Origin of the sequence: Methylobacterium planeticum (genome assembly GCF_008806345.1) — a bacterium.
GTDB classification, from domain to species: Bacteria; Pseudomonadota; Alphaproteobacteria; order Rhizobiales; family Beijerinckiaceae; genus Methylobacterium; species Methylobacterium planeticum.
Window position 1 is genome coordinate 368,683 of sequence record NZ_VZZJ01000001.1, and the last position, 18,143, is coordinate 386,825.

An 18,143-nucleotide genomic window follows, 5' to 3' on the forward strand; every position below is an offset into this window, starting at 1 on the left:
CTCGCCGAAGGCCAAGGAAATACTGAGACCCCGCGGCTAGTCTGCACCGATCACAGCGAGCCTGGGACGCGATGCGCAGGGATCCATTGGCCGGGTCGGGCCGGGAGGGGTCGGGACACCGGGCGAAGTCGACGCGGCTGAGCCTCGTCGACGGCCTCGGCCGCGACGAGCGGCGTGCGCTCCTCGCCGAGATCGACGCGGTCCTCGCCTGCCGGATCCGCGACATCAAGCTGACGGCGCGCCTGCGCGAGATCTACCGCGCGGCGAGCTGGCGCCAGCGCAGCGGCACGGTTCGGTACTGGCTGATCTGGGTCACGCTCTTCGACGCGGCCACCTGCGTCCTCGACTACATCCAGGAACCCCGGATCCTGTGGCTCTCGATCGCGCTGCGGGCGGTGCTGGTTCCGTCCGTCTACGGCGTGCTCGTCTGGGTGTGGATGCGCCCGCGCAGCGGATTCACGGAGGGCCTGACCCTGCCGGTCACGATCGCCGTGATGATGCTGGTGGGCCAGTTCCTCGGCGCCGCCGGCGGCGGCGCGATGCACGAGCGCTACCTCTCGGGCGCCCTGTTCGCAACGGCCACCGCCATCCTGGTCTTCCCGATGAATCTCCGCTGGTGCGTCGCCGGGACCGTTCTGGATCTCGGCCTCTACTTCCTGTTCAACTTCACCAACCCGGCGATCGAGCTCAAGCTGCCGCTCGTCCTGACGACGTTCTTCGCCTTCGTCATCGGCTGCCTCGTGCCGGCCCGGCAGACCCTGAACCTCCTCCTGGAGCACGCCTTCGTCCTGAGCCTGCGCAACCGGCTGCAGGCGGAGGAACTCGCGGAGGCCAACGCCCAGCTGGCGGTCCTGGCCGACACGGACGGGCTGACCGGCCTCGTCAACCGCCGGGCGATCAGCGCCCGCCTGACCGCGGACTGGACCGCGCAGGCGGCGGCGCGCGGCGCGGTCGGCGTCATCCTGATCGACGTCGACCACTTCAAGCGCTTCAACGACAGCGTCGGCCACGCGGGCGGCGATGCCTGCCTGTGCGCCGTCGCGGCGGCGATCCGGTCCGCGATGCCGGCGCATGCGGTGGCCGGGCGCTACGGGGGCGAGGAGTTCATCGCCATCGTGCCGGACGCCGAGCCGCGCGACCTCCTGACCCTCGCGGAGCGCGTGCGCGCCGCCGTCGCCGACCTGCGGCTGCGCCATCCCGGCCTCGGGGAGGGGCGCCATGTCAGCGTCAGCATCGGGGTCGCGATCGCGCCGGCGGAGGGCCCGAGCACCTGCACGGACGCCCTCGTGCAGATCGCCGATTCGGCGCTCTACGATGCGAAGGCCGCGGGGCGAAACCGCGTCGTCGCGGCCTGGTCCGCGCGGGGCGGCGAGCCGGCCCCGGCGGAGGCCGGCCCGGCGCAGGTCGCCGCTGCCTGAGCCGGGACTGCCGCGGGCGGCGGGTCCGCTTCGCGCCCGAAACCGCGCGCTCCCACCAAGGTCACCTTCCAGAACGCGCGCAAGTGCTTTAACGGGGCAAAGCTTGAGTGCCGGGTCCTGCGACCCGACATCGTCTAAAGTGAATGCGGTATTCGATGTTCGAAAAAATTCTGATCGCGAACCGCGGCGAGATCGCCTGCCGCATCATCAAGACCGCCCGCCGCATGGGCATCCAGACCGTCGCGGTCTATTCCGATGCCGACCGCGATGCCGTCCACGTCGCGATGGCGGACGAGGCCGTGCACATCGGCCCCGCCCCCGCCGCGCAATCCTACCTGCTGATCGAGAAGATCATCGACGCCTGCAAGCAGACCGGGGCCCAGGCCGTGCATCCGGGCTACGGCTTCCTGTCGGAGCGGGAAGCCTTCCCGAGGGCGCTCGAGGCGGCCGGCATCGTCTTCATCGGCCCGAATCCGGGCGCGATCGCCGCCATGGGCGACAAGATCGAGTCGAAGAAGGCGGCCTCCGCCGCCAAGGTGTCGACGGTGCCGGGCTTCCTCGGCGTGATCGAGAACCCCGAGCACGCCGTCAGGATCGCCGACGAGATCGGCTACCCGGTGATGATCAAGGCGTCCGCCGGCGGCGGCGGCAAGGGCATGCGCATCGCCCACTCGGCCTCCGAGGTGGCGGAGGGCTTCGCCCGCGCCAAGTCCGAGGCGGCCTCCTCCTTCGGCGACGACCGGGTCTTCGTCGAGAAGTTCATCACGGATCCGCGCCATATCGAGATCCAGGTGATCGGCGACAAGCACGGCAACGTCATCTTCCTCGGCGAGCGCGAGTGCTCGATCCAGCGCCGCAACCAGAAGGTGATCGAGGAGGCCCCGTCGCCGCTCCTCGACCCGGAGACCCGCCGCAAGATGGGCGAGCAGGCCGTGGCGCTGGCCAAGGCCGTGAACTACGATTCCGCCGGCACGGTCGAGTTCGTGGCGGGACAGGACAAGTCCTTCTACTTCCTCGAGATGAACACCCGCCTGCAGGTGGAGCACCCGGTCACCGAGATGATCACCGGCCTCGACCTCGTCGAGCTGATGATCCGGGTCGCGGCCGGCGAGACGCTGCCCCTGACGCAGGCCGAGGTGAAGCTCGACGGCTGGGCGGTGGAGAGCCGCGTCTACGCCGAGGACCCGACCCGCAACTTCCTGCCCTCGATCGGCCGCCTCACCACCTACCGGCCGCCGGAGGAGGGCCGCCAGGGCAGCGCCATCGTGCGCAACGACACCGGCGTCGAGGAGGGCGGCGAGATCGCGATCCACTACGACCCGATGATCGCCAAGCTGGTGACCTGGGCCCCGACCCGCGCCGCCGCGATCGAGGCGCAGGGGGAGGCCCTCGACGCCTTCGCGATCGACGGCATCCGCCACAACATCCCGTTCCTCGCCGCCCTGATGGCGCATCCGCGCTGGCGCGCGGGCAACCTCTCGACGGGCTTCATCGCCGAGGAGTTCCCGGAGGGCTTCGTCGCCCCCGAGCCGAAGGGCGAGATCGCCCGCCGGATGGCCGCGGCGGCGGCGGCCATCGACCACAAGCTCAACCAGCGCAAGCGCGGCATCTCGGGCCAGATGCGCGACCCGAGCCTCTTGCATTTCGAGCGCGACCGCATCGTGATCCTGGCGGGCGAGCAGTACCCCGTGACGGTGGATTCGCAGGACGGCGACCTGGTCGTCACCGAGGCGGACGGCACCGCCCTGTCGGTGATGAGCGACTGGCGGCCGGGCGAGCCGGTCTGGACCGGCATCATCGGGGCGCAGCGGGTCGCCATCCAGGTGCGCGGCCTCCTCAACGGCGTCGCGCTCCAGCATGCCGGCGCGGCCGGCGAGGCCCGGGTCTACACCCGGCGCGAGGCCGAGCTCGCGGCCCTGATGCCGGTCAAGGAGGATGCGGGCTCGGGCAAGCAGGTGCTCTGCCCGATGCCCGGCCTCGTCAAGCAGATCCTCGTCAAGGAAGGCCAGGAGATCAAGAACGGCGAGGCCCTGGCCATCGTCGAGGCGATGAAGATGGAGAACGTGCTGCGCGCCGAGCGCGATGCCACCGTGGCGAAGATCCACGCCAAGGAGGGCGACAGCCTCGCGGTCGACGCCGTCATCCTCGAATTCGCCTGACGGATGCGCGGCCCGATCGACCCGGCGGCGCCACGCCGCCGGGCCTCGCCGCCCTGACCCCATGCCGCTCTACTTCGCCTACGGCGCCAACATGGACGCCGCCGCCATGGCCCTGCGCTGCCCGGCCTCGCGGCTGATCGGCCAGGGCCGGCTGCACCGGCACCGCTTCATCATCATGCGTGAGGGCTACGCCTCCGTGGTGCGCGATCCCGGGCGCACGGTCTGGGGCGTGCTCTGGGAGCTCGCCCTCGCGGACGTGCCCGCCCTCGACCGCTACGAGGGCGTGGCCGGCGGGCTCTACGCCAAGGCCGCCCAGCCGGTCGTCACGCAGGGCGGCATCCGCCGGGCGCTGATCTATTTCGGCCGCAGCACCGCCCCGGGCGCGCCGCGCCCCGGCTACCTCGAAACGGTCCTGCGCGCGGCCGAGGCGGCGCAGCTGCCTGCCGAGTATCGGCGGGAGATGCGCGCCTGGCTGCGGGGGCCGGGCTGAGGCCGCCCGCGGCGCCCCTAGAACCGCGTCCGCAATTCCACGTACAAGGTGCGCGGCGGCCCCGCGAAGATGCCGCCGTTATCCTCCGCGCTGGCGCGGGTGAAGTAGCGCCTGTCGAAGACGTTCACGACGCCGAGGCCGAGGCGGGATTCGGGCGTGACCGCGTAGGTGGCGCGGGCGTTCCAGATCACCCATCCGGGAATGCGGCCGAAGCGGCCGTCCGCGCTCGGGACCGCCGTGTTGGCCTCGTCGGCGAACTGGCCGGACTGGGCGTAGCCGAACCAGTCGAAGCTCCAGGGGCCGGTCGCGTAGCTCGCGCCGACCGTCCCGGTGTGGCGGGAATAGAGGCGCAGGTCGTTGCCCGCGAAGCGCCCGTCCTGGATGGTCGCGCGGGTATAGGCGTAGGTGGCGTAGGCGCCCAGGCCCGAGAGGGCGGGGTCGAGGCTGGCGAAATCGTAGCGCAGGCCCGTCTCGAGCCCGCGGTGGAGCGTGCGTCCGACGTTGATGAAATCGGCCCGGATCGCGTCGAACTCGATCTGGTTGTCGAAGTTCAGGCGGAAATACGCGATCTCGGCGGTGAGGCCTCCGAGGGTGTAGCGGGCGCCGACCTCCGCGGTCGTGGCGATCTCGGGGGACAGCTTCTGGTCGCTCGCGGCGAGCGGAAGCTGCGTGAAGTTCAGCGAGCCGAACGAGCGCCCGACATTGCCGTAGAGGAACAGCTCGGACGTCGCCGCGTAGCCGACCCGCAGCGAGGGCAGCGGCACGGTGTAGTGCTCCTGCGCCCGGAAGCCGTTCAGGTTGTTGCGCCGCCCGATCGTCACGTCCTCGACGCGGATGCCCGGCGTGACCGTGAGGGCGCCGAAGGTCAGCTTGTCGTCGAGGTAGACGGCGTGCGCGTCGGTCGAGCCGATCGAGTCGCGGTTGGGAACGGACGGGAACGGGAACGGGACGGATCCGGCGCGAAAGCTCCGCCGCAGCCGCTTCTCGTCCGCGTCCTCGCGGACGTAGCGGTAGCCGATCGAGGTCTCCTGCGGGATGCCGAACGGGTCCGAACGGACGCTGAAGCGCGGCTCGATCCCGAAGGTGTTGTAGTTCCTCGGCGTGAGGTCGAACTGCGTCGCGAGGGTGTCGCGGTTCCGGTTCGAGAGCGCGAAGGCCCGGTGGCTGCTGAGATCGAAGACCGTGGTCTCGAAGTACCGGGTGCCGTCGAACTCGTTGACGTAGCGCGCCACGCCCTCGATCCGGCTGCCCTGATAGGACTGGTAGGCGTTGGTCGAGCCGTACGGGTTGCGCCGGTAGGCAGCCTGATCGAGGGGGCCGGGCAGCTCGGCGGAGGCGTTGTAGCCGTGCACGCGCCCGTCGACGTAGCTCTCCGGCGTCAGCTGGACCCGGTACTTCAGCATCGCGTCGTCGATGTCCTGGTTCGACCGCGGCCGGAACGAGGGGCCGTGATTGCCCGAATAGAGCAGCGCGAGGCCGCTCCCCTCGCTGTTCGAGCCGCCGATCACGATGTCCGACTGGCCGTTGAGGAAGCCGCCGGCCCGGTCCGAGCCGTTCAGGTTGCCGCGTAGCCGCATCTGCCCGCCGAACGCGCTCGGGATCGGCCAGGTCACGTAGTTGATGACGCCGCCGACGTTCTGCGGCCCGTAGCGCACGGCCGCGCCGCCCTTGATCACGTCGACGCGCTCCAGCATCCCGAAGGAGACCGGCGCCAGGGAGAGCTCGGGCTGCAGATAGGGCGCGCTCGAGAGCGGCACGCCGTCGAGGAGGACGGTGGCGTAGCCGCCGAGCCGCGAGGCGAGCCCGCGGATGCCGACGCTCTGCGCGAAGTCGCCGCTGGCCGGCCCGTTGGGAACCGGGGTCTGGACGCCGGGGATCAGGCGCAGCGCGTCCGTGATGTTCTGCGCGCCGGCGGCCTCGAGCTGCGCCGGGTTCGCCTCGCCGCGGCCGCCGGCATAGGTGCGGGCCGCCGCCGCGACGCGGACGGTCGCGAGCGGGCTGGCGGTCACGTCCAGCTCTTCCAGCGTCACGGACACCCCCGCCGCGGCATCGGCGCCCGGCGCTGCCGCGGTGGCCCCGCACCCGGCGAAGAGGCAAAGCAAAGCCGCCGGCGCCGTGCGTCGAATATCAATGGATACGATCATGATACAACTATAAATTTTGTTAGCTTGATAATTTGTGTTTACGACATCAATCAAACCCGAGACAAGTCCTTATTTCTATTTCGTATATTCATTAGAATTGTTTCAAGTGATGGGGCTATGCGTGGTTGAGGTACTTCTATGGCCAGCAATCTGCCGTTGATTTCCGGTTGCCAAGGCCGGCCGCCGCGGGTCGGAGCGGGCCGATGACGGGTCGGACATCGTCGCGGGCCGGGCTGCGCGCGGCCTGGAAGAGCCTGCACCGCTGGATCGGCCTCGGCGGGGGCGCCCTGCTGGCGCTGATCGGGCTGACGGGAAGCCTCAACGTCTTCTACCGGGAGATCGATGCGGCCCTGAACCCGTCCCTCTACCGGCCGGCCGCGCCGGACCGGCGGATCGGACCGTCCGAGGCCCTGCGGGCCGCCGCGCGGGTCGACGGCGAACCCGTCAGCCAGATCACGCCGCCGGACGGCGTCTGGCCGGTCTGGGTCGTGGCGCATGCCCATCCGGGGCAGCGGACCTGGACCACGATGGTCGACCCGTCGGATGGGCAAGTCCTCGGCCGGCGGGATACCGGGACGGCCTTCGCCCACCTCGTCTACCGGCTGCACTTCACGCTTCTGCTGCGCGACTGGTGGGGCAAGGAGGTGGTCGGCGTGATCGGGATCGGGCTGATCCTGTCCGCCCTGAGCGGACTCGTCCTGTGGTGGCCGAGGCCGGGCCGGTTCTGGCGCTCGGTCACCCTGCGCCGCGGCGTCTCGCGGCAGCGGTTCTGGATCGATCTCCACGCGGGCGCGGGGTTCTGGGCCTGCATCGTCCTGATCCTCGTCGCCGTGACGGGGGTCGGCCACATCTTTCCCGGGCTGGTGCGCCCGGTCGTCGGCCTGCTCTCGCCGATGACGGCGCTGCCGTCGCCGAGCGTCCCCGCCTCGGACGCCCCGCAGCTCGCCGCGGACGCGATCCTGGCGGCGGTGCGGGCCGCCTGTCCCGAGGCGCGCGTGACGCGCCTCAACCCGCCGACGGGCAACCGGAACACCTGGCGCGTCTTCGTCGCGCCGGCGGGCGGCGACCCTGCCTTCCGCAGCGACGGGGTGGTGTGGCTCGACCCCTGGACGGGGCGCATCGTCGAGGACCGGAGCTGGGGCGCGATCTCGAACGGGAACCGCTATCAGACCCTGCAGATCTGGCTGCACAACGGCTCCCTTGCGGGTCTGCCCGGGCGCCTCGTCGTGTTCGCGGCCGGCTTCGTGCCGCTCCTCCTGCTCGTCTCCGGTTTCGCCGTCTGGCGCTCCCGCCGGACGCGCCTGCGGACACTGGCGACGACCTGATCGATGCGCGGCTGGTGAACGCGGCAGGTGAACGCGCGAGGTGAAGCAGGAGGCCGCGTTCTCTTCGTCGCGTCCGCATGATACGCACCGGGTGGCAGAGCCCGGCGCCGCGGCGGGCTCCCGACCCGGGGTCAGGCTTGAGCGGGACCAGAACCGTCGACGTCGTCATCACGGGCCGCGTCCAGGGCGTCGGCTACCGGGTCTGGGCGAAGCATCAGGCCGAGCTGCACGGCCTCTCGGGCCATGTCCGGAACCGCGACGACGGCGCCGTGGCGGCGACCTTCTCGGGGCCGGCCGAGGCGGTCGGGGCGATGCTGAGGGCCTGCGCGCAGGGTCCGGGCGGCGCGGCCGTGACCGAGGTCGCGGTGACCGAGCGGGGGGAGGCCGGCGACCTGCGCGGGTTCGCGATCCGCGGGGCCTGAGACGGACGCCCTCGGGGTCCGGCGGACGCCCTCGGGATCCGGACGGCGCCTGCCCTCCGCGAGAGCATGGCAGCCCGGCGCTCGCCGGCGACGACCGCCCTCGACAGGGCCGGGCCTGCCGGGCTAGCGAGCGGGCCGGGGCCGCTCAGGCCAAGCGCCCGCGGCCGGGGGCGCCGGCCCGAGCGGCGCGCAGCCGATCGCCGAGGGACATGACCAACCTGACCAAGGACGCCGCCTTCTCGCATCTCGATCTCGCGGCGCTGATCTTCTTCGTCGTGGCCTGGATCGGCTACGGGCTGGCGGTCGGGCGGATGCGCGGCCGGCTCGTCAGCCTGAGCCAGATCATGAACGCGCAGCGCGAGGTCTGGGCGCGCCAGATGGTCGTGCGCGACAACCGCGTGGTCGACACCACCATCAACGCTTCGCTGCAGAACGGCACCGCGTTCTTCGCCTCGACCTCCCTGATCGCGCTCGGCGGCGTGCTCACCCTGTCGCGCTCCGGCGACGAGGTGCTGACGCTCTTCGGCACGCTGCCCTTCGGCACGGTGGCGACCCGGACCACCTGGGAGATCAAGGTCGCGGGCCTCGCGGTCGTGTTCGTCTACGCCTTCTTCAAGTTCGCCTGGGCCTACCGGCTGTTCAATTACGGGGCGATCCTGATCGGGGCGGTGCCGCCGCGGGGCGCGGGCAGCACGGAGGCCGAGATGCTGCGCGCCGCGCGCCGGGCCTCCTCGATGAACATCGCCGCCGGCAGCCACTTCGCCCGGGGGCAGCGGGCCTTCTTCTTCGCGCTCGCCTATCTCGGCTGGTTCGTGAGCCCCGTCATCCTGATGCTGACGACCACCGCGGTGGTGCTGGTGATGTGGCGCCGCCAATTCGTCTCGGAGATCCGCGCCGCCCTCCTGGCCGAGGATCCGGGCGCAACACCGGACCAGAGCCCATGACCACGCCCGTGACCCCGCCCCCGAACGGCCCCAAGCCCGGGGCCGCCCGGCCGGCCCGCGCGAGCGAGGCCGAGATCACCGAGACGCTGCTGCGCCTTGTCGAGGCGCGCGGGGCCGACAAGACCGTGTGTCCCTCCGAGGTCGCCCGCGCCCTCGGCGGCCCGCATCCGGATGGCTGGGGGCCCCTGATGCAGCCGGTGCGCCGCGTGGCGGTGGCCCTCACCAAGGCCGGCCGGATCGCGATCCTGCGCAAGGGGCGCCCGGTCGCCGACCCGGACGATTTCCGCGGGATCTACCGCCTCGGGCTGCCCCGGGACGCGGACCCTCAGGGCCCGGGCAGCAGCGCGTCCGAGTAGCCGGTGAGGCGGTAGGTCAGGAGGCCGATCCACTCCTTGCCGGCGAGGTCGAGCCGCAGCAGGCCGTCCGAGGCGTAGCTCGCGAAGCGCGTGGCATCCGCCCAGCCGCGGGTGCGGTAATCGACCGGGTGGGCGGTGACCGTGAACCCCGCCTGCCGGAAGCAGCCGACCGCCCGGGGCATGTGCCAGGCCGAGGTGACGAGGAGCCAGCGCTCGCCGGGCTTCGGCCGGACGAGGCTCGCGGTGAACTGCGCGTTCTCGTAGGTGTTGCGCGAGCGGTTCTCGAGGATCAGCCGCGAGCGGGGCAGGCCGAAGGTGTCGCCCATCCAGCCGACGATGTCGGCCTCGGAGGTCGCGTCGTACACGCTGCCGCTGCCGCCCGAGAAGACGAGGCGGGCCTCCGGGTAGCGGCGGGCGAGGTCGGCGAGGTAGATCGGCCGCTCGCCCGCATCGTTCACGACGATCTGGTTGCGCGACTTCGCGAGGCCGGAATCGACGCCGCCGCCGAGCACGATGACGCCGGTGACCGGGGTCCCGTCATCGCTGAAGGGCGGGAAGCGCTCCTCCAGGGGCACGAGGGCGATGGCGGAGAGGGGCGACAGGCCTCCGGCGAGGAGCCCGACGAAGCCGAGGACGCAGAGCCACGCCCCGGCGCGGCGCCAGCGCTTGGTCAGGGCGAGCAGGAGGCAGCCGAGGAGGCCGACGAGGATCAGGAAGTTCGAGGGCGTGATCGCGAAGAAGATCACCTTCGAGAGCGGGAAGAACATGGTGCGGCCGAGCCCAACGGTCGATCGGGTTGCGGGTTCAGGCCGGCTTGGTCTCGGCCTCGAAGCGGGCCAGCGCCGCGGCATCGGGCGGGAGCAGCCCGTCGAGGCTGACGCCCTTCTCGACCTCCCGCTGGATCCAGAGGTCGAGCCGCTGCTGCTCGACCGCCTCGAGCGCCACCGATTCGGCGATGCTGCCCGGGATCACCACGGCGCCCTCCGCGTCGGCCACCACGACGTCGCCCGGATGGATCGCCGCGCCCGCGCAGGCGATCGGCTCGCCGGCCCCGACGAGGACGAGGCCCGAGCCGGCGCGCATCGCGCCGGGCGGCGCGCCCCAGGCCGGCATGGCGCCCTCAGCCGGGCCGGCGCCGTCCGTGACCAGGCCGGCGATCCCGCGCTGCCCGAGGCGCGCCGCGAGGATCGTCCCGAAGGGCAGGGCCTCCCCCGATCCGCCCGTATCGGCCACGACGACCGCGCCCTCGGGGATGGATTCGATGGTCCGGCTGAGGGGGAGCCCGGCCTCGCCGCGTGCCGGGATCAGCCGCAGGGTGAAGGCCGCGCCGACCGCCTGGGCGGAGCCCGCCCGCGGCCGCAGCCCGCGGAAGGCGAAGGCCGGCACGCCGCGGCGGGCGAGAACCCGCCCGAGGCTCGCCGTGGTCACGGCGGAGAGCGCGTCGCGCAGGGTTTTGTCGATCGGCATCGTGGGGTTCTCCGCGCGGACGGGCGCCCGCAGGTCTCACGCCCAAGGTGGGTCGCGCCGCACGCCCGGCAAGGCGCCGCACGCCCGGCATGGCGCTGTCGCCGGCAAGCACTCGCCGGGAAGCACTCGCCCGCAAGCCGCGGCGGCTCGCGGCCTCTCCTGAACGGACGTGACCGCGCGCCCGGGCGGCGGACCGCGACAGCGTCCATGCGGTGCGACGCCACGTCCGAGGCAATGCGGGCCGAGGGCGCGCGCCGTCGTGGCGCGCCGCTCCGGCCCGTTCCCGGCCGGCCGGCCTCGGGGTCAGCTGAGCGCCTGGCGCATTACCACGGCGGCGGCCGGGCGCCGCGCGAGGCCGGCGTACCAGCGCTCCAGCTCCGGCCGCGCGATGCGTTCGACCGGGAGGGCGAGCCAGCGGTGGGCGGCGCAGCCGAGGGCGATGTCGGCGATGCTGAAGCGCTCGCCCACCACGTAGCTGCGGCCCTGCAGGTAGCGGTCGAGCGTCTCGGCATGGCGCTCCGACGCCGCGACCGATCCGCCGATCAGGGCCGCGTCGCGCTCGGGTTCGGGCAGGCGGACGAGCTGCCAGAAGGCGTCGCGCATCGCCGGCGTGAAGCTCGTGGTCTGCCAATCGAGCCACTGGCCGATCAGCGCCCGCTCGCGCACGTCCTGCGGCAGGGCCAGGGGCCCGTCATGGGCCTCGGCGAGGTAGCGCAGGATCGCGTTCGATTCCCAGAGGACGAAGCCGTCCTCCTGCAGCGTCGGCACCAGGCTGTTCGGGTTGAGGGCGCGGTACTCCGCGTCCCCGACCACGCCGTGGGCGCCCCCCGCCTCGATCCGCTCGTAGGGAAGTCCGATCTCGTCGAGGCCCCAGAGGGCCTTCTGCACGTTCACCGAGTTCGCCCGGCCCCAAAGCCTGCGCATGTCACCGCCTCCCGTTGCCCCGGCCCCTTCCTAGCGGAGGCGCGGGCGAGGGCAACAGGGACCGCCGGGGACGCAAGGTCAGGCGACGGCCCGCTTCTCCTCGACCACCACCGTCTCGACCATGTCGGCCGGCTCGTAGAGCCAGCGTCCGGCGAAGCCCGCCAGGAGCGCGCCAGCGAACGGGGCGAGCCAGAACAGCCAGAGCTGCGTGATGTACTCGCCCCCGGCAAACAGCGCCGGACCGGTGGAGCGCGCCGGGTTGACGGAGGTGTTGGTCACCGGGATCGAGATCAGGTGGATCAGCACCAGGGCGAACCCGATCGGGATGCCGGCAAAGCCGACGGCGGCGCCCTTCGAGGTGGTGCCGATGATGATGAACAGGAAGAAGAACGTCGCCAGGATCTCGGTGAGCAGGCAGGCGCCGAGGCCGTACTTGCCCGGCGAGAGCTCGCCGTAGCCGTTCGACGCGAACCCGTTGGGGACCCATCCGGCCTTACCGGAGGCGATGACGTAGAGGAAGCCGGAGGCCGCGATGGCGCCGACGACCTGCGCCACCATGTAGGGCACCACGTGGTGGTTGGCGCAGCGCCCCGCGGACCAGAGGCCGAGGGTGACGGCCGGGTTGAAATGCCCGCCCGAGATGTGGCCGACCGCGTACGCCATGGTGAGCACGGTCAGCCCGAACGCGAAGGCGACGCCGAGGAAGCCGATACCGAGCTCCGGATAGGCCGCGGACAGCACGGCCGCGCCGCAGCCGCCGAAGGTGAGCCAGAAGGTGCCGCAGAACTCCGCGGAGACGCGGCGCATCAAGTCGTCGGTCATGATCATGCTCCGTGCTCGCGCAGGCGGGCTGATCGTCGGGACATCGGGAGGAGGGCTGCCTCGGGCGAGCCTGCGAATCGTTTCGGACAGGGGACCTGCGCTGATGGTCCCAGGCGATACGCCCGCCCGCATCGATTTGCCTTAGCAAAACACCGAGAAAGCGGCCTCAGTCGCGAAGCGTACCCGGGTCCGGCTTCGGGTCGCCTCCGGGCGGGTAGGGGTGCTCCCGACCCTGCGGGTCCGTGACCCGCGGGCCCCCCGGGCCCTCGCGCAGGTAGCCCGGGCCGACCGGCACCTTGCCGTGGCCGCCCGGGATGTCGAGGACGTAGGTCGGCTGGGCGAGGCCCGAGAGACGGCCGCGCAGGCGCCGCATCAGATCCTGCCCCTCGGCGAGGCCGGTGCGCAGATGCGCGGTCCCGGGCGCGAGGTCGCCCTGGTGCAGGTAGTAGGGCTTGATGCGGTTCTCCACGAAGGCGCGCATCAGCTGCTCGAGGACGGACGGATCGTCGTTGACGCCGCGCAGGAGCACGGACTGGCTCACCAGCGGAATGCCGGCATCGACGAGGCGGGCGATGGCGCCGCGCGCCGCGGGCGTGAACTCGCGCGGGTGGTTGGCGTGCAGCGCCACGAAGACGGCGCCCGCGAAGGCCTTGAGGGCGCGCACGAGGTCGTCGGTCACGAGGGCCGGGCTGACGACGGGCACGCGGGTGTGGAGGCGCATCACCCGCACATGCGCGATGCCGGCGAGCGCGAGCGCGATCGCGCGCAGACGCCGCGCCGAGAGCGCGAAGGGGTCGCCCCCCGTCAGCACGACCTCCCAGATCTCCGGATGGGCCGCGATGTAGCCGAGGGCCGCCGCCAGTTCCGCCTCGCTGAGGCTGCCGAGCCCGTCCGGGCCGACCATCTCGCGGCGGAAGCAGAAGCGGCAATAGACCGGGCAGATGTGGAGGGGTTTCAGCAGCACCCGGTCGGGGTAGCGGTGGACGATGCCGGGCAGCGGCGCGTGGGCGGCGTCGCCGATCGGGTCGGCCCTCTCCTCCTCCCGCGTGGCCAGTTCCTCGGCGCGGGGCACGAACTGGCGCGCGATGGGATCGTGCGCGTCCGCGGCGTCGATCAGGTCCGCCATCTCGGGCGTCACCGAGACGGCGTAGCGGGCGGCGACGCCCGCGAGCGCCGGCAGGTCGGCGGGGGCGATCAGCCCGGCCGCCGCGAGGTCGGCGGGGTTGCGGAGGGGGCGGCTCATCGCGGGCTCCGGTCGGCCACGGGGGTCCAGACCACGTCGTCGATCCGGGCGGCGCCGCAGGCCAGCATCACGAGGCGGTCGAGGCCGAGCGCGATGCCGCTCGCCTCCGGCATCCGCCCCAGGGCCGCGAGGAAATCCTCGTCGATCGGGTAGGCCTCGCCGTAGATGCGCCGGCGCTCGGCCATCGCGTCCTCGAAGCGGCGGCGCTGCTCGCCCGGGTCGGTCAGCTCGCCGAAGGCGTTGGCGAGCTCGACCCCGCAGGCGTAGAGCTCGAAGCGCTCGGCCACGCGCGGGTCCCGGGGGCTCGGGCGGGCGAGGGCCGCCTCGCTCACCGGATACTCGCACAGGAGCGTCGGGCGTCCCTCGCCGAGATGCGGCTCGATGCGGGCCACGAGCACGCGGCTGAACAGGTCCGCCCAGGTGTCGTCCCCGGCGACCCGCAGGCCGGCCCCCGCGACGGACGCGGCCAGCGCGTCCCGGTCCGTGGCCCCGGCCGCGTCGAGGCTCGCCAGGAGGTCGATGCCGGCGTAGCGCCCGAAGGCCTCCGCCAGGGTCAGGCGCTCGAAGGGGGCGAAGGGGTCGCAGCTCCGGCCGCGCCACGCGAAGCGCGCAATGCCGGCGGTCTCGGCGGCAAGCCGCAGGAGGTCGGCGCAATCCTGCATCAGCCGGGTGTAGGGCTCCCCCGCCCGGTACCATTCGAGCATGGTGAACTCGGGGTGGTGCAGGGGCCCGCGCTCGCGGTTGCGGAACACCCGCGCGAGGCTGAACAGGCGCGGCTCACCCGCCGCCAGCAGCTTCTTGCAGGCGAATTCCGGCGAGGTGTGCAGGTAGAGCGGGTCGCGGGCGCCGTCCGGCCCGATCCGTTCGGTGGCGAAGGCCGAGAGATGCGTCTCGTTGCCCGGGGAGACCTGCAGGCAGGCGGCCTCCACCTCGACGAAGCCGAGCCCGCACAGATGCGCCCGGACCGCCTGGACGATCCGGTTGCGCAGGAGCAGGCGCGGCCGGCGGTCGGCATGGATGTGGGGCGCCCACCAGGGCGACGGGGTCTGCGTCATGGCCGAACCGGCGCGGGCCGGCCGTACGACGCCGGAGCGGAGCGAGAAACCATGGGACCCGGGACGCCTCGATGCCCGGCGACTGGCAACCGGACCGCGGATGGGATAGTGGCGGGGCAAGACGTCGCCCCCGCGGAATACCGCGATGGGGAGGCCGCCTCATTTTGTCAACGTTAGGAACGCCCCCGTGAAGGTGATCGCCAGTACGCTCCGCAAGGGCAACGTCGTCGAGAGGGACGGCAAGCTTTACGTCATCCTGTTCGCCGAGAACATCCATCCCGGCAAGGGTACTCCGGTGACGCAGCTCGACATGCGGCGCATCACCGACGGCGTGAAGGTGTCCGAGCGCTACCGGACCACCGAGCAGGTCGAGCGCGCCTTCGTGGAGGACCGCGAGCACACCTTCCTGTACAGCGACGGCGAGGGCTTCCACTTCATGAACCCCGAGACCTACGAGCAGGTCCAGGTGCCGCCGGACGTGGTCGGCGACGCGGCGCCCTACCTGCAGGAGGGCATGCCCGTGATGGTCTCGATCCACAACGGCGTGGCGCTCACGATCGAGCTGCCCCAGCGCGTGACCCTCGAGGTCGCCGAGACCGAGCCGGTGCTCAAGGGCCAGACCGCCTCCTCCTCCTACAAGCCGGCCGTGCTCTCGAACGGCGTGCGCACGGCCGTGCCGCCCCATATCGCGGCGGGCACCCGCGTCGTCGTGATGACCGCCGACGGCGCCTACGTCGAGCGCGCCAAGGACTGAGCGGTCTTCCGGCGATCCTCGCTCCGAGATCGGGGAGGCCGGGTCGCAAGCCCGGCCTTCCGCGTCTTCAGGCCCTCACGGCGGCACGGCCGTGCCCTCCGCCGCCTCGTAGCATTGCTGCGACAAGCCTTGGGCGCGGGCGCGCTCGTCCGGGGTGAAGGCCTGGCCGGACGAGGCCCAGAGGGCGTCCTTGCGCAGCGCGTCGGCGGTGCAGCGCGCCGCGATCCGGCAGGCCTCCGGCTCGCCGCCGGTGCGGGTGCAGTTCGCCCGGTAATCCGCCCGGAAGCTCGCGAGGCCCGCCCGCGGGTTCGGTCCCGTCAGCATCACGAGGCCGCTCAGCAGCGCCAGGAGCAGGGGCTGGTGCACGAGGTAGATCGCGAGGCTGTGCCGCCCGGCGCGGGCCGCGAGCCGGCCCGTCCGCCCGGCCGGCCGCCACGCCCCGAGCCGTGAGCCGGCGAGGGCGGGCAGCCCCACCCGCCCGAGCGCGACGCCGGCGAGGACGAGCCCGAACCAGGGAAACAGCGGCACGTAATCGTTCGTCTGCGGCACGCGGGCGCCGAGGCCGAGGAAGTACAGCGCCGGGGCGTCGAGGAGCGGGTGCGCGACGAGGTGCGGCGCCGCGATCACCAGGGCGGCCGCGAGCGCCGTCACCGCCGCCGGCAGGAACAGGAAGGGCAGGGCGAGCAGGCTCGACACGGCGATGCAGTGCAGGATGCCGAAGAAGATGTAGCTGTCCGGGAAGGCCAGGAATGTCGCCGCCGTGATCAGCAGCGCGCCGCCGCCGATGCGCAGGAACCGCAGCCCGGTCGGGCGCACCCGGACGCCGCGGCCGTTCATGAGCACGAGCCCGAGCCCGACGAGCAGCAGGAACGCCCCCGCGATGAGGTGGGCCGCGAGTTTTCCGGGTCCCGTCAGGGCGTCGTTCTCGGCGGTCAGCCGCAGGTAACCGAGGTCCCAGGTGGCGTGATAGGCAGCCATCGCCAGGAGCGCGCAGCCGCGGGCCACGTCGATGACAGGAAGGCGGCGGGCCGCGGGGCAGGGCGCGCCGGCGGCGGAGCCCTGGGACGGGGAGATCGGCATGGCCCGGGCCCCTAGCATCCTTCGGCCGCGGCGGCGACGCCGGCCGCCGATCCGGGCGAGGCCGATACTCTCGCAAACGTGACTGCGCGGCTCGCGGACGGCGAAGGCCGCAAAGGCGTCGGCGCCCGGGCCGCAATCCGCGAATCGCTTCACGGATTTGGCCCGGATCCGGCGTTTCCGGCAACGTCCGAGCCCTGTGGCTCCCGTGCCGATTCCGGCGAAATTGCACGCGCGTGCGGCGCCGCTGCCGGCCAAACGGGCTTTCGCCGAGTCGGGACTTTGTTAATCTCGTTTGTGAACCGCTCAACGCGATTCGGTGTGGGTTGCTTAACAATGTCTGACGAATTCGGATCAGGGCTCGGCAGCCCACGTTCGGCAGACGGCTTGAGCGGCGGCACGCACGTGCAGGATCAGGAGCGTCCCCTCGACCTCGTCGAGGTGTCCGGCCACATCAAGTGGTTCGACGTCTCGAAGGGGTTCGGCTTCATCGTTCCCGACGATGGCAGCGCCGACGTCCTCCTGCACATCACCTGCCTGCGCCGCGACGGCCATCAGAGCGCGAGCGAGGGGGCCCGAATCGTCGTCGAGGCGGTGGAGCGGGCGCGCGGGTGGCAGGCCTTCCGGGTCGTGTCCCTCGACCAATCGACCGCGACGCACCCCTCCGAGCTGCCCCTGCCGCGCACCCACGTGAGCGTCACGCCGACGAGCGGGCTCGAGACCGCCGTGGTGAAGTGGTTCAACCGGCTGCGGGGCTTCGGCTTCCTCAGCCGCGGCGACGGCACGCCCGACATCTTCGTTCACATGGAGACGCTGCGCCGCTACGGTATCGCCGAACTGAAGCCCGGCGAGGCGGTGCTCGTGCGCTACGGCGACGGATCCAAGGGGGCGATGGCCGCCGAGGTCCGCCTGATCGACGGGGCGCTGCCGTCGTCCCATTGATGGTGTTGCTGCCCGTGTTCCGTGCCAACCGTCCGGCCGCCCGCGCCTGCCTCGCGCTCGCGCTGCTCCTGCCCATCCAGGCCCTGCCCGTCGCGCAGGCCAACGCCCAGGCGAAGAGCGAGGCCCCGGCGGAAGCCCTGGCCACGGAGCCGCTGACGATCCGCTCGAAGACCGGGGCGCATGCCTTCGCGGTCGAGGTGATGCGCGACGATGCGAGCCGGGCCCGCGGCCTGATGTTCCGCCGCCACATGGCCGCCGACCACGGCATGCTTTTCGACTTCGGCCAGACGCTGCCGGTCAACATGTGGATGAAGAACACCTACCTGCCCCTGGACATGGTGTTCATCCGGGCCGACGGGACGGTGGCGCGGGTCGCCGCCGACGCGGAGCCGCTCTCCACCCGGGTGATTCCCTCGGGCGAGCCGGTGCTGTCCGTGCTCGAGCTCAATGCCGGCACCGCCGCGAAGCTCGGGATCCGTGCCGGCGACCGGGTCGAGCATTCCCTGTTCCGGGCCCGCTGAGCCGCCGCCGCGCGGAAGCGGTGAACGCGGTGGACGCGCGAACGCACCGTGAACGCCAAGCTTGACCCCTGTATCGTTTC

Annotated in this window: 18 protein-coding genes; 10 read left to right on the plus strand and 8 right to left on the minus strand. The window is 72.1% G+C overall.

Annotation, left to right across the window (positions count from 1 at the left end; genetic code table 11):
- Positions 1-71: 71 nt before the first annotated feature.
- The 3 genes from F6X51_RS01700 (at position 72) to F6X51_RS01710 (ending at position 4,067) form a co-directional block, all read left to right on the plus strand.
- Positions 72-1,418, plus strand: coding sequence for a GGDEF domain-containing protein (locus tag F6X51_RS01700; protein WP_150961343.1), 1,347 nt, complete (start codon positions 72-74; stop codon positions 1,416-1,418).
- A 155-nt stretch (positions 1,419-1,573) separates the two neighbouring features.
- Positions 1,574-3,577: an acetyl-CoA carboxylase biotin carboxylase subunit gene (locus F6X51_RS01705; RefSeq protein WP_150961345.1), complete on the plus strand. Its 2,004-nt coding sequence runs from the start codon at positions 1,574-1,576 to the stop codon at positions 3,575-3,577.
- A gap of 61 nt (positions 3,578-3,638) precedes the next feature.
- Entirely contained in the window at positions 3,639-4,067 is a 429-nt protein-coding gene (locus tag F6X51_RS01710) for a gamma-glutamylcyclotransferase family protein (RefSeq protein ID WP_150961347.1), read from the plus strand.
- Between the two features lie 17 nt (positions 4,068-4,084).
- On the opposite strand, the gene F6X51_RS01715 is transcribed toward F6X51_RS01710, so the two are convergent.
- Positions 4,085-6,076, minus strand: a complete 1,992-nt coding sequence (locus tag F6X51_RS01715; protein WP_191969979.1) for a TonB-dependent receptor family protein — start codon at positions 6,074-6,076, stop codon at positions 4,085-4,087.
- Positions 6,077-6,414: 338 nt separating this feature from the next.
- Here F6X51_RS01715 and F6X51_RS01720 point away from each other — a divergent pair, with 338 nt between their 5' ends.
- The 4 genes from F6X51_RS01720 (at position 6,415) to F6X51_RS01735 (ending at position 9,258) form a co-directional block, all read left to right on the plus strand.
- On the plus strand, positions 6,415-7,536 hold the full coding sequence (locus F6X51_RS01720) for a PepSY-associated TM helix domain-containing protein (RefSeq protein ID WP_150961351.1): 1,122 nt from the start codon (positions 6,415-6,417) through the stop codon (positions 7,534-7,536).
- A gap of 137 nt (positions 7,537-7,673) precedes the next feature.
- Positions 7,674-7,958, plus strand: a complete 285-nt coding sequence (locus tag F6X51_RS01725; protein ID WP_150961353.1) for an acylphosphatase — start codon at positions 7,674-7,676, stop codon at positions 7,956-7,958.
- 209 nt (positions 7,959-8,167) lie between these two features.
- Positions 8,168-8,902 carry a DUF599 domain-containing protein gene (locus F6X51_RS01730; RefSeq protein ID WP_150961355.1) on the plus strand — a complete coding sequence of 245 codons (735 nt, stop codon included), beginning with the start codon at positions 8,168-8,170 and terminating at the stop codon, positions 8,900-8,902.
- On the plus strand, positions 8,899-9,258 hold the full coding sequence (locus tag F6X51_RS01735; RefSeq protein WP_150961357.1) for a DUF3253 domain-containing protein: 360 nt from the start codon (positions 8,899-8,901) through the stop codon (positions 9,256-9,258). Before F6X51_RS01730 ends, F6X51_RS01735 begins: the two co-directional genes overlap by 4 nt.
- Here F6X51_RS01735 and F6X51_RS01740 read toward each other — a convergent pair.
- The 6 genes from F6X51_RS01740 to epmA all read right to left on the minus strand — a co-directional run bounded on the left by F6X51_RS01740 (position 9,228) and on the right by epmA (position 14,769).
- On the minus strand, positions 9,228-10,025 hold the full coding sequence (locus tag F6X51_RS01740; RefSeq protein ID WP_150961359.1) for a YdcF family protein: 798 nt from the start codon (positions 10,023-10,025) through the stop codon (positions 9,228-9,230). The two genes, F6X51_RS01735 and F6X51_RS01740, sit on opposite strands and share 31 nt — an antisense overlap.
- Before the next feature lie 37 nt (positions 10,026-10,062).
- Entirely contained in the window at positions 10,063-10,725 is a 663-nt protein-coding gene (locus F6X51_RS01745) for an RraA family protein (protein ID WP_150961361.1), read from the minus strand.
- Positions 10,726-11,028: 303 nt separating this feature from the next.
- Positions 11,029-11,649 (minus strand): glutathione S-transferase family protein, encoded by a 621-nt coding sequence (locus F6X51_RS01750; RefSeq protein WP_150961363.1) that lies wholly within the window; start codon positions 11,647-11,649, stop codon positions 11,029-11,031.
- A 78-nt stretch (positions 11,650-11,727) separates the two neighbouring features.
- Positions 11,728-12,471: an aquaporin Z gene (aqpZ, locus tag F6X51_RS01755; RefSeq protein WP_150961365.1), complete on the minus strand. Its 744-nt coding sequence runs from the start codon at positions 12,469-12,471 to the stop codon at positions 11,728-11,730.
- 166 nt (positions 12,472-12,637) lie between these two features.
- Positions 12,638-13,714 carry a lysine-2,3-aminomutase-like protein gene (locus tag F6X51_RS01760; protein ID WP_150961367.1) on the minus strand — a complete coding sequence of 359 codons (1,077 nt, stop codon included), beginning with the start codon at positions 13,712-13,714 and terminating at the stop codon, positions 12,638-12,640.
- Positions 13,711-14,769 carry an EF-P lysine aminoacylase EpmA gene (gene epmA / locus F6X51_RS01765; protein WP_150961369.1) on the minus strand — a complete coding sequence of 353 codons (1,059 nt, stop codon included), beginning with the start codon at positions 14,767-14,769 and terminating at the stop codon, positions 13,711-13,713. Before epmA ends, F6X51_RS01760 begins: the two co-directional genes overlap by 4 nt.
- Positions 14,770-14,914: 145 nt before the next feature.
- Here epmA and efp point away from each other — a divergent pair, with 145 nt between their 5' ends.
- Entirely contained in the window at positions 14,915-15,523 is a 609-nt protein-coding gene (gene efp, locus F6X51_RS01770; RefSeq protein WP_150961371.1) for an elongation factor P, read from the plus strand.
- Positions 15,524-15,598: 75 nt separating this feature from the next.
- On the opposite strand, the gene F6X51_RS01775 is transcribed toward efp, so the two are convergent.
- Positions 15,599-16,603: a heparan-alpha-glucosaminide N-acetyltransferase gene (locus tag F6X51_RS01775; RefSeq protein WP_150961373.1), complete on the minus strand. Its 1,005-nt coding sequence runs from the start codon at positions 16,601-16,603 to the stop codon at positions 15,599-15,601.
- 333 nt (positions 16,604-16,936) lie between these two features.
- On the opposite strand from F6X51_RS01775, the gene F6X51_RS01780 reads away from it, so the two are divergent.
- Together F6X51_RS01780 and F6X51_RS01785 are read left to right on the plus strand one after the other, a co-directional pair.
- Positions 16,937-17,542 carry a cold-shock protein gene (locus F6X51_RS01780; RefSeq protein ID WP_150961376.1) on the plus strand — a complete coding sequence of 202 codons (606 nt, stop codon included), beginning with the start codon at positions 16,937-16,939 and terminating at the stop codon, positions 17,540-17,542.
- Positions 17,542-18,063, plus strand: coding sequence for a DUF192 domain-containing protein (locus tag F6X51_RS01785; RefSeq protein ID WP_150961378.1), 522 nt, complete (start codon positions 17,542-17,544; stop codon positions 18,061-18,063). Before F6X51_RS01780 ends, F6X51_RS01785 begins: the two co-directional genes overlap by 1 nt.
- Positions 18,064-18,143: the final 80 nt, after the last annotated feature.

What these genes read in the sequence shown, in the direction of transcription:
- F6X51_RS01700 (WP_150961343.1), top strand. Translation starts at nt 72, where the DNA reads ATGCGCAGGGATCCATTGGCCGGGTCGGGCCGGGAGGGGTCGGGACAC.
- F6X51_RS01705 (WP_150961345.1), top strand. Translation starts at nt 1,574, where the DNA reads ATGTTCGAAAAAATTCTGATCGCGAACCGCGGCGAGATCGCCTGCCGC.
- F6X51_RS01710 (WP_150961347.1), top strand. Translation starts at nt 3,639, where the DNA reads ATGCCGCTCTACTTCGCCTACGGCGCCAACATGGACGCCGCCGCCATG.
- F6X51_RS01720 (WP_150961351.1), top strand. Translation starts at nt 6,415, where the DNA reads ATGACGGGTCGGACATCGTCGCGGGCCGGGCTGCGCGCGGCCTGGAAG.
- F6X51_RS01730 (WP_150961355.1), top strand. Translation starts at nt 8,168, where the DNA reads ATGACCAACCTGACCAAGGACGCCGCCTTCTCGCATCTCGATCTCGCG.
- F6X51_RS01735 (WP_150961357.1), top strand. Translation starts at nt 8,899, where the DNA reads ATGACCACGCCCGTGACCCCGCCCCCGAACGGCCCCAAGCCCGGGGCC.
- F6X51_RS01740 (WP_150961359.1), bottom strand. Translation starts at nt 10,025, where the DNA reads ATGTTCTTCCCGCTCTCGAAGGTGATCTTCTTCGCGATCACGCCCTCG.
- F6X51_RS01745 (WP_150961361.1), bottom strand. Translation starts at nt 10,725, where the DNA reads ATGCCGATCGACAAAACCCTGCGCGACGCGCTCTCCGCCGTGACCACG.
- F6X51_RS01750 (WP_150961363.1), bottom strand. Translation starts at nt 11,649, where the DNA reads ATGCGCAGGCTTTGGGGCCGGGCGAACTCGGTGAACGTGCAGAAGGCC.
- aqpZ (WP_150961365.1), bottom strand. Translation starts at nt 12,471, where the DNA reads ATGACCGACGACTTGATGCGCCGCGTCTCCGCGGAGTTCTGCGGCACC.
- F6X51_RS01760 (WP_150961367.1), bottom strand. Translation starts at nt 13,714, where the DNA reads ATGAGCCGCCCCCTCCGCAACCCCGCCGACCTCGCGGCGGCCGGGCTG.
- epmA (WP_150961369.1), bottom strand. Translation starts at nt 14,769, where the DNA reads ATGACGCAGACCCCGTCGCCCTGGTGGGCGCCCCACATCCATGCCGAC.
- efp (WP_150961371.1), top strand. Translation starts at nt 14,915, where the DNA reads ATGGGGAGGCCGCCTCATTTTGTCAACGTTAGGAACGCCCCCGTGAAG.
- F6X51_RS01775 (WP_150961373.1), bottom strand. Translation starts at nt 16,603, where the DNA reads ATGCCGATCTCCCCGTCCCAGGGCTCCGCCGCCGGCGCGCCCTGCCCC.
- F6X51_RS01780 (WP_150961376.1), top strand. Translation starts at nt 16,937, where the DNA reads ATGTCTGACGAATTCGGATCAGGGCTCGGCAGCCCACGTTCGGCAGAC.
- F6X51_RS01785 (WP_150961378.1), top strand. Translation starts at nt 17,542, where the DNA reads ATGGTGTTGCTGCCCGTGTTCCGTGCCAACCGTCCGGCCGCCCGCGCC.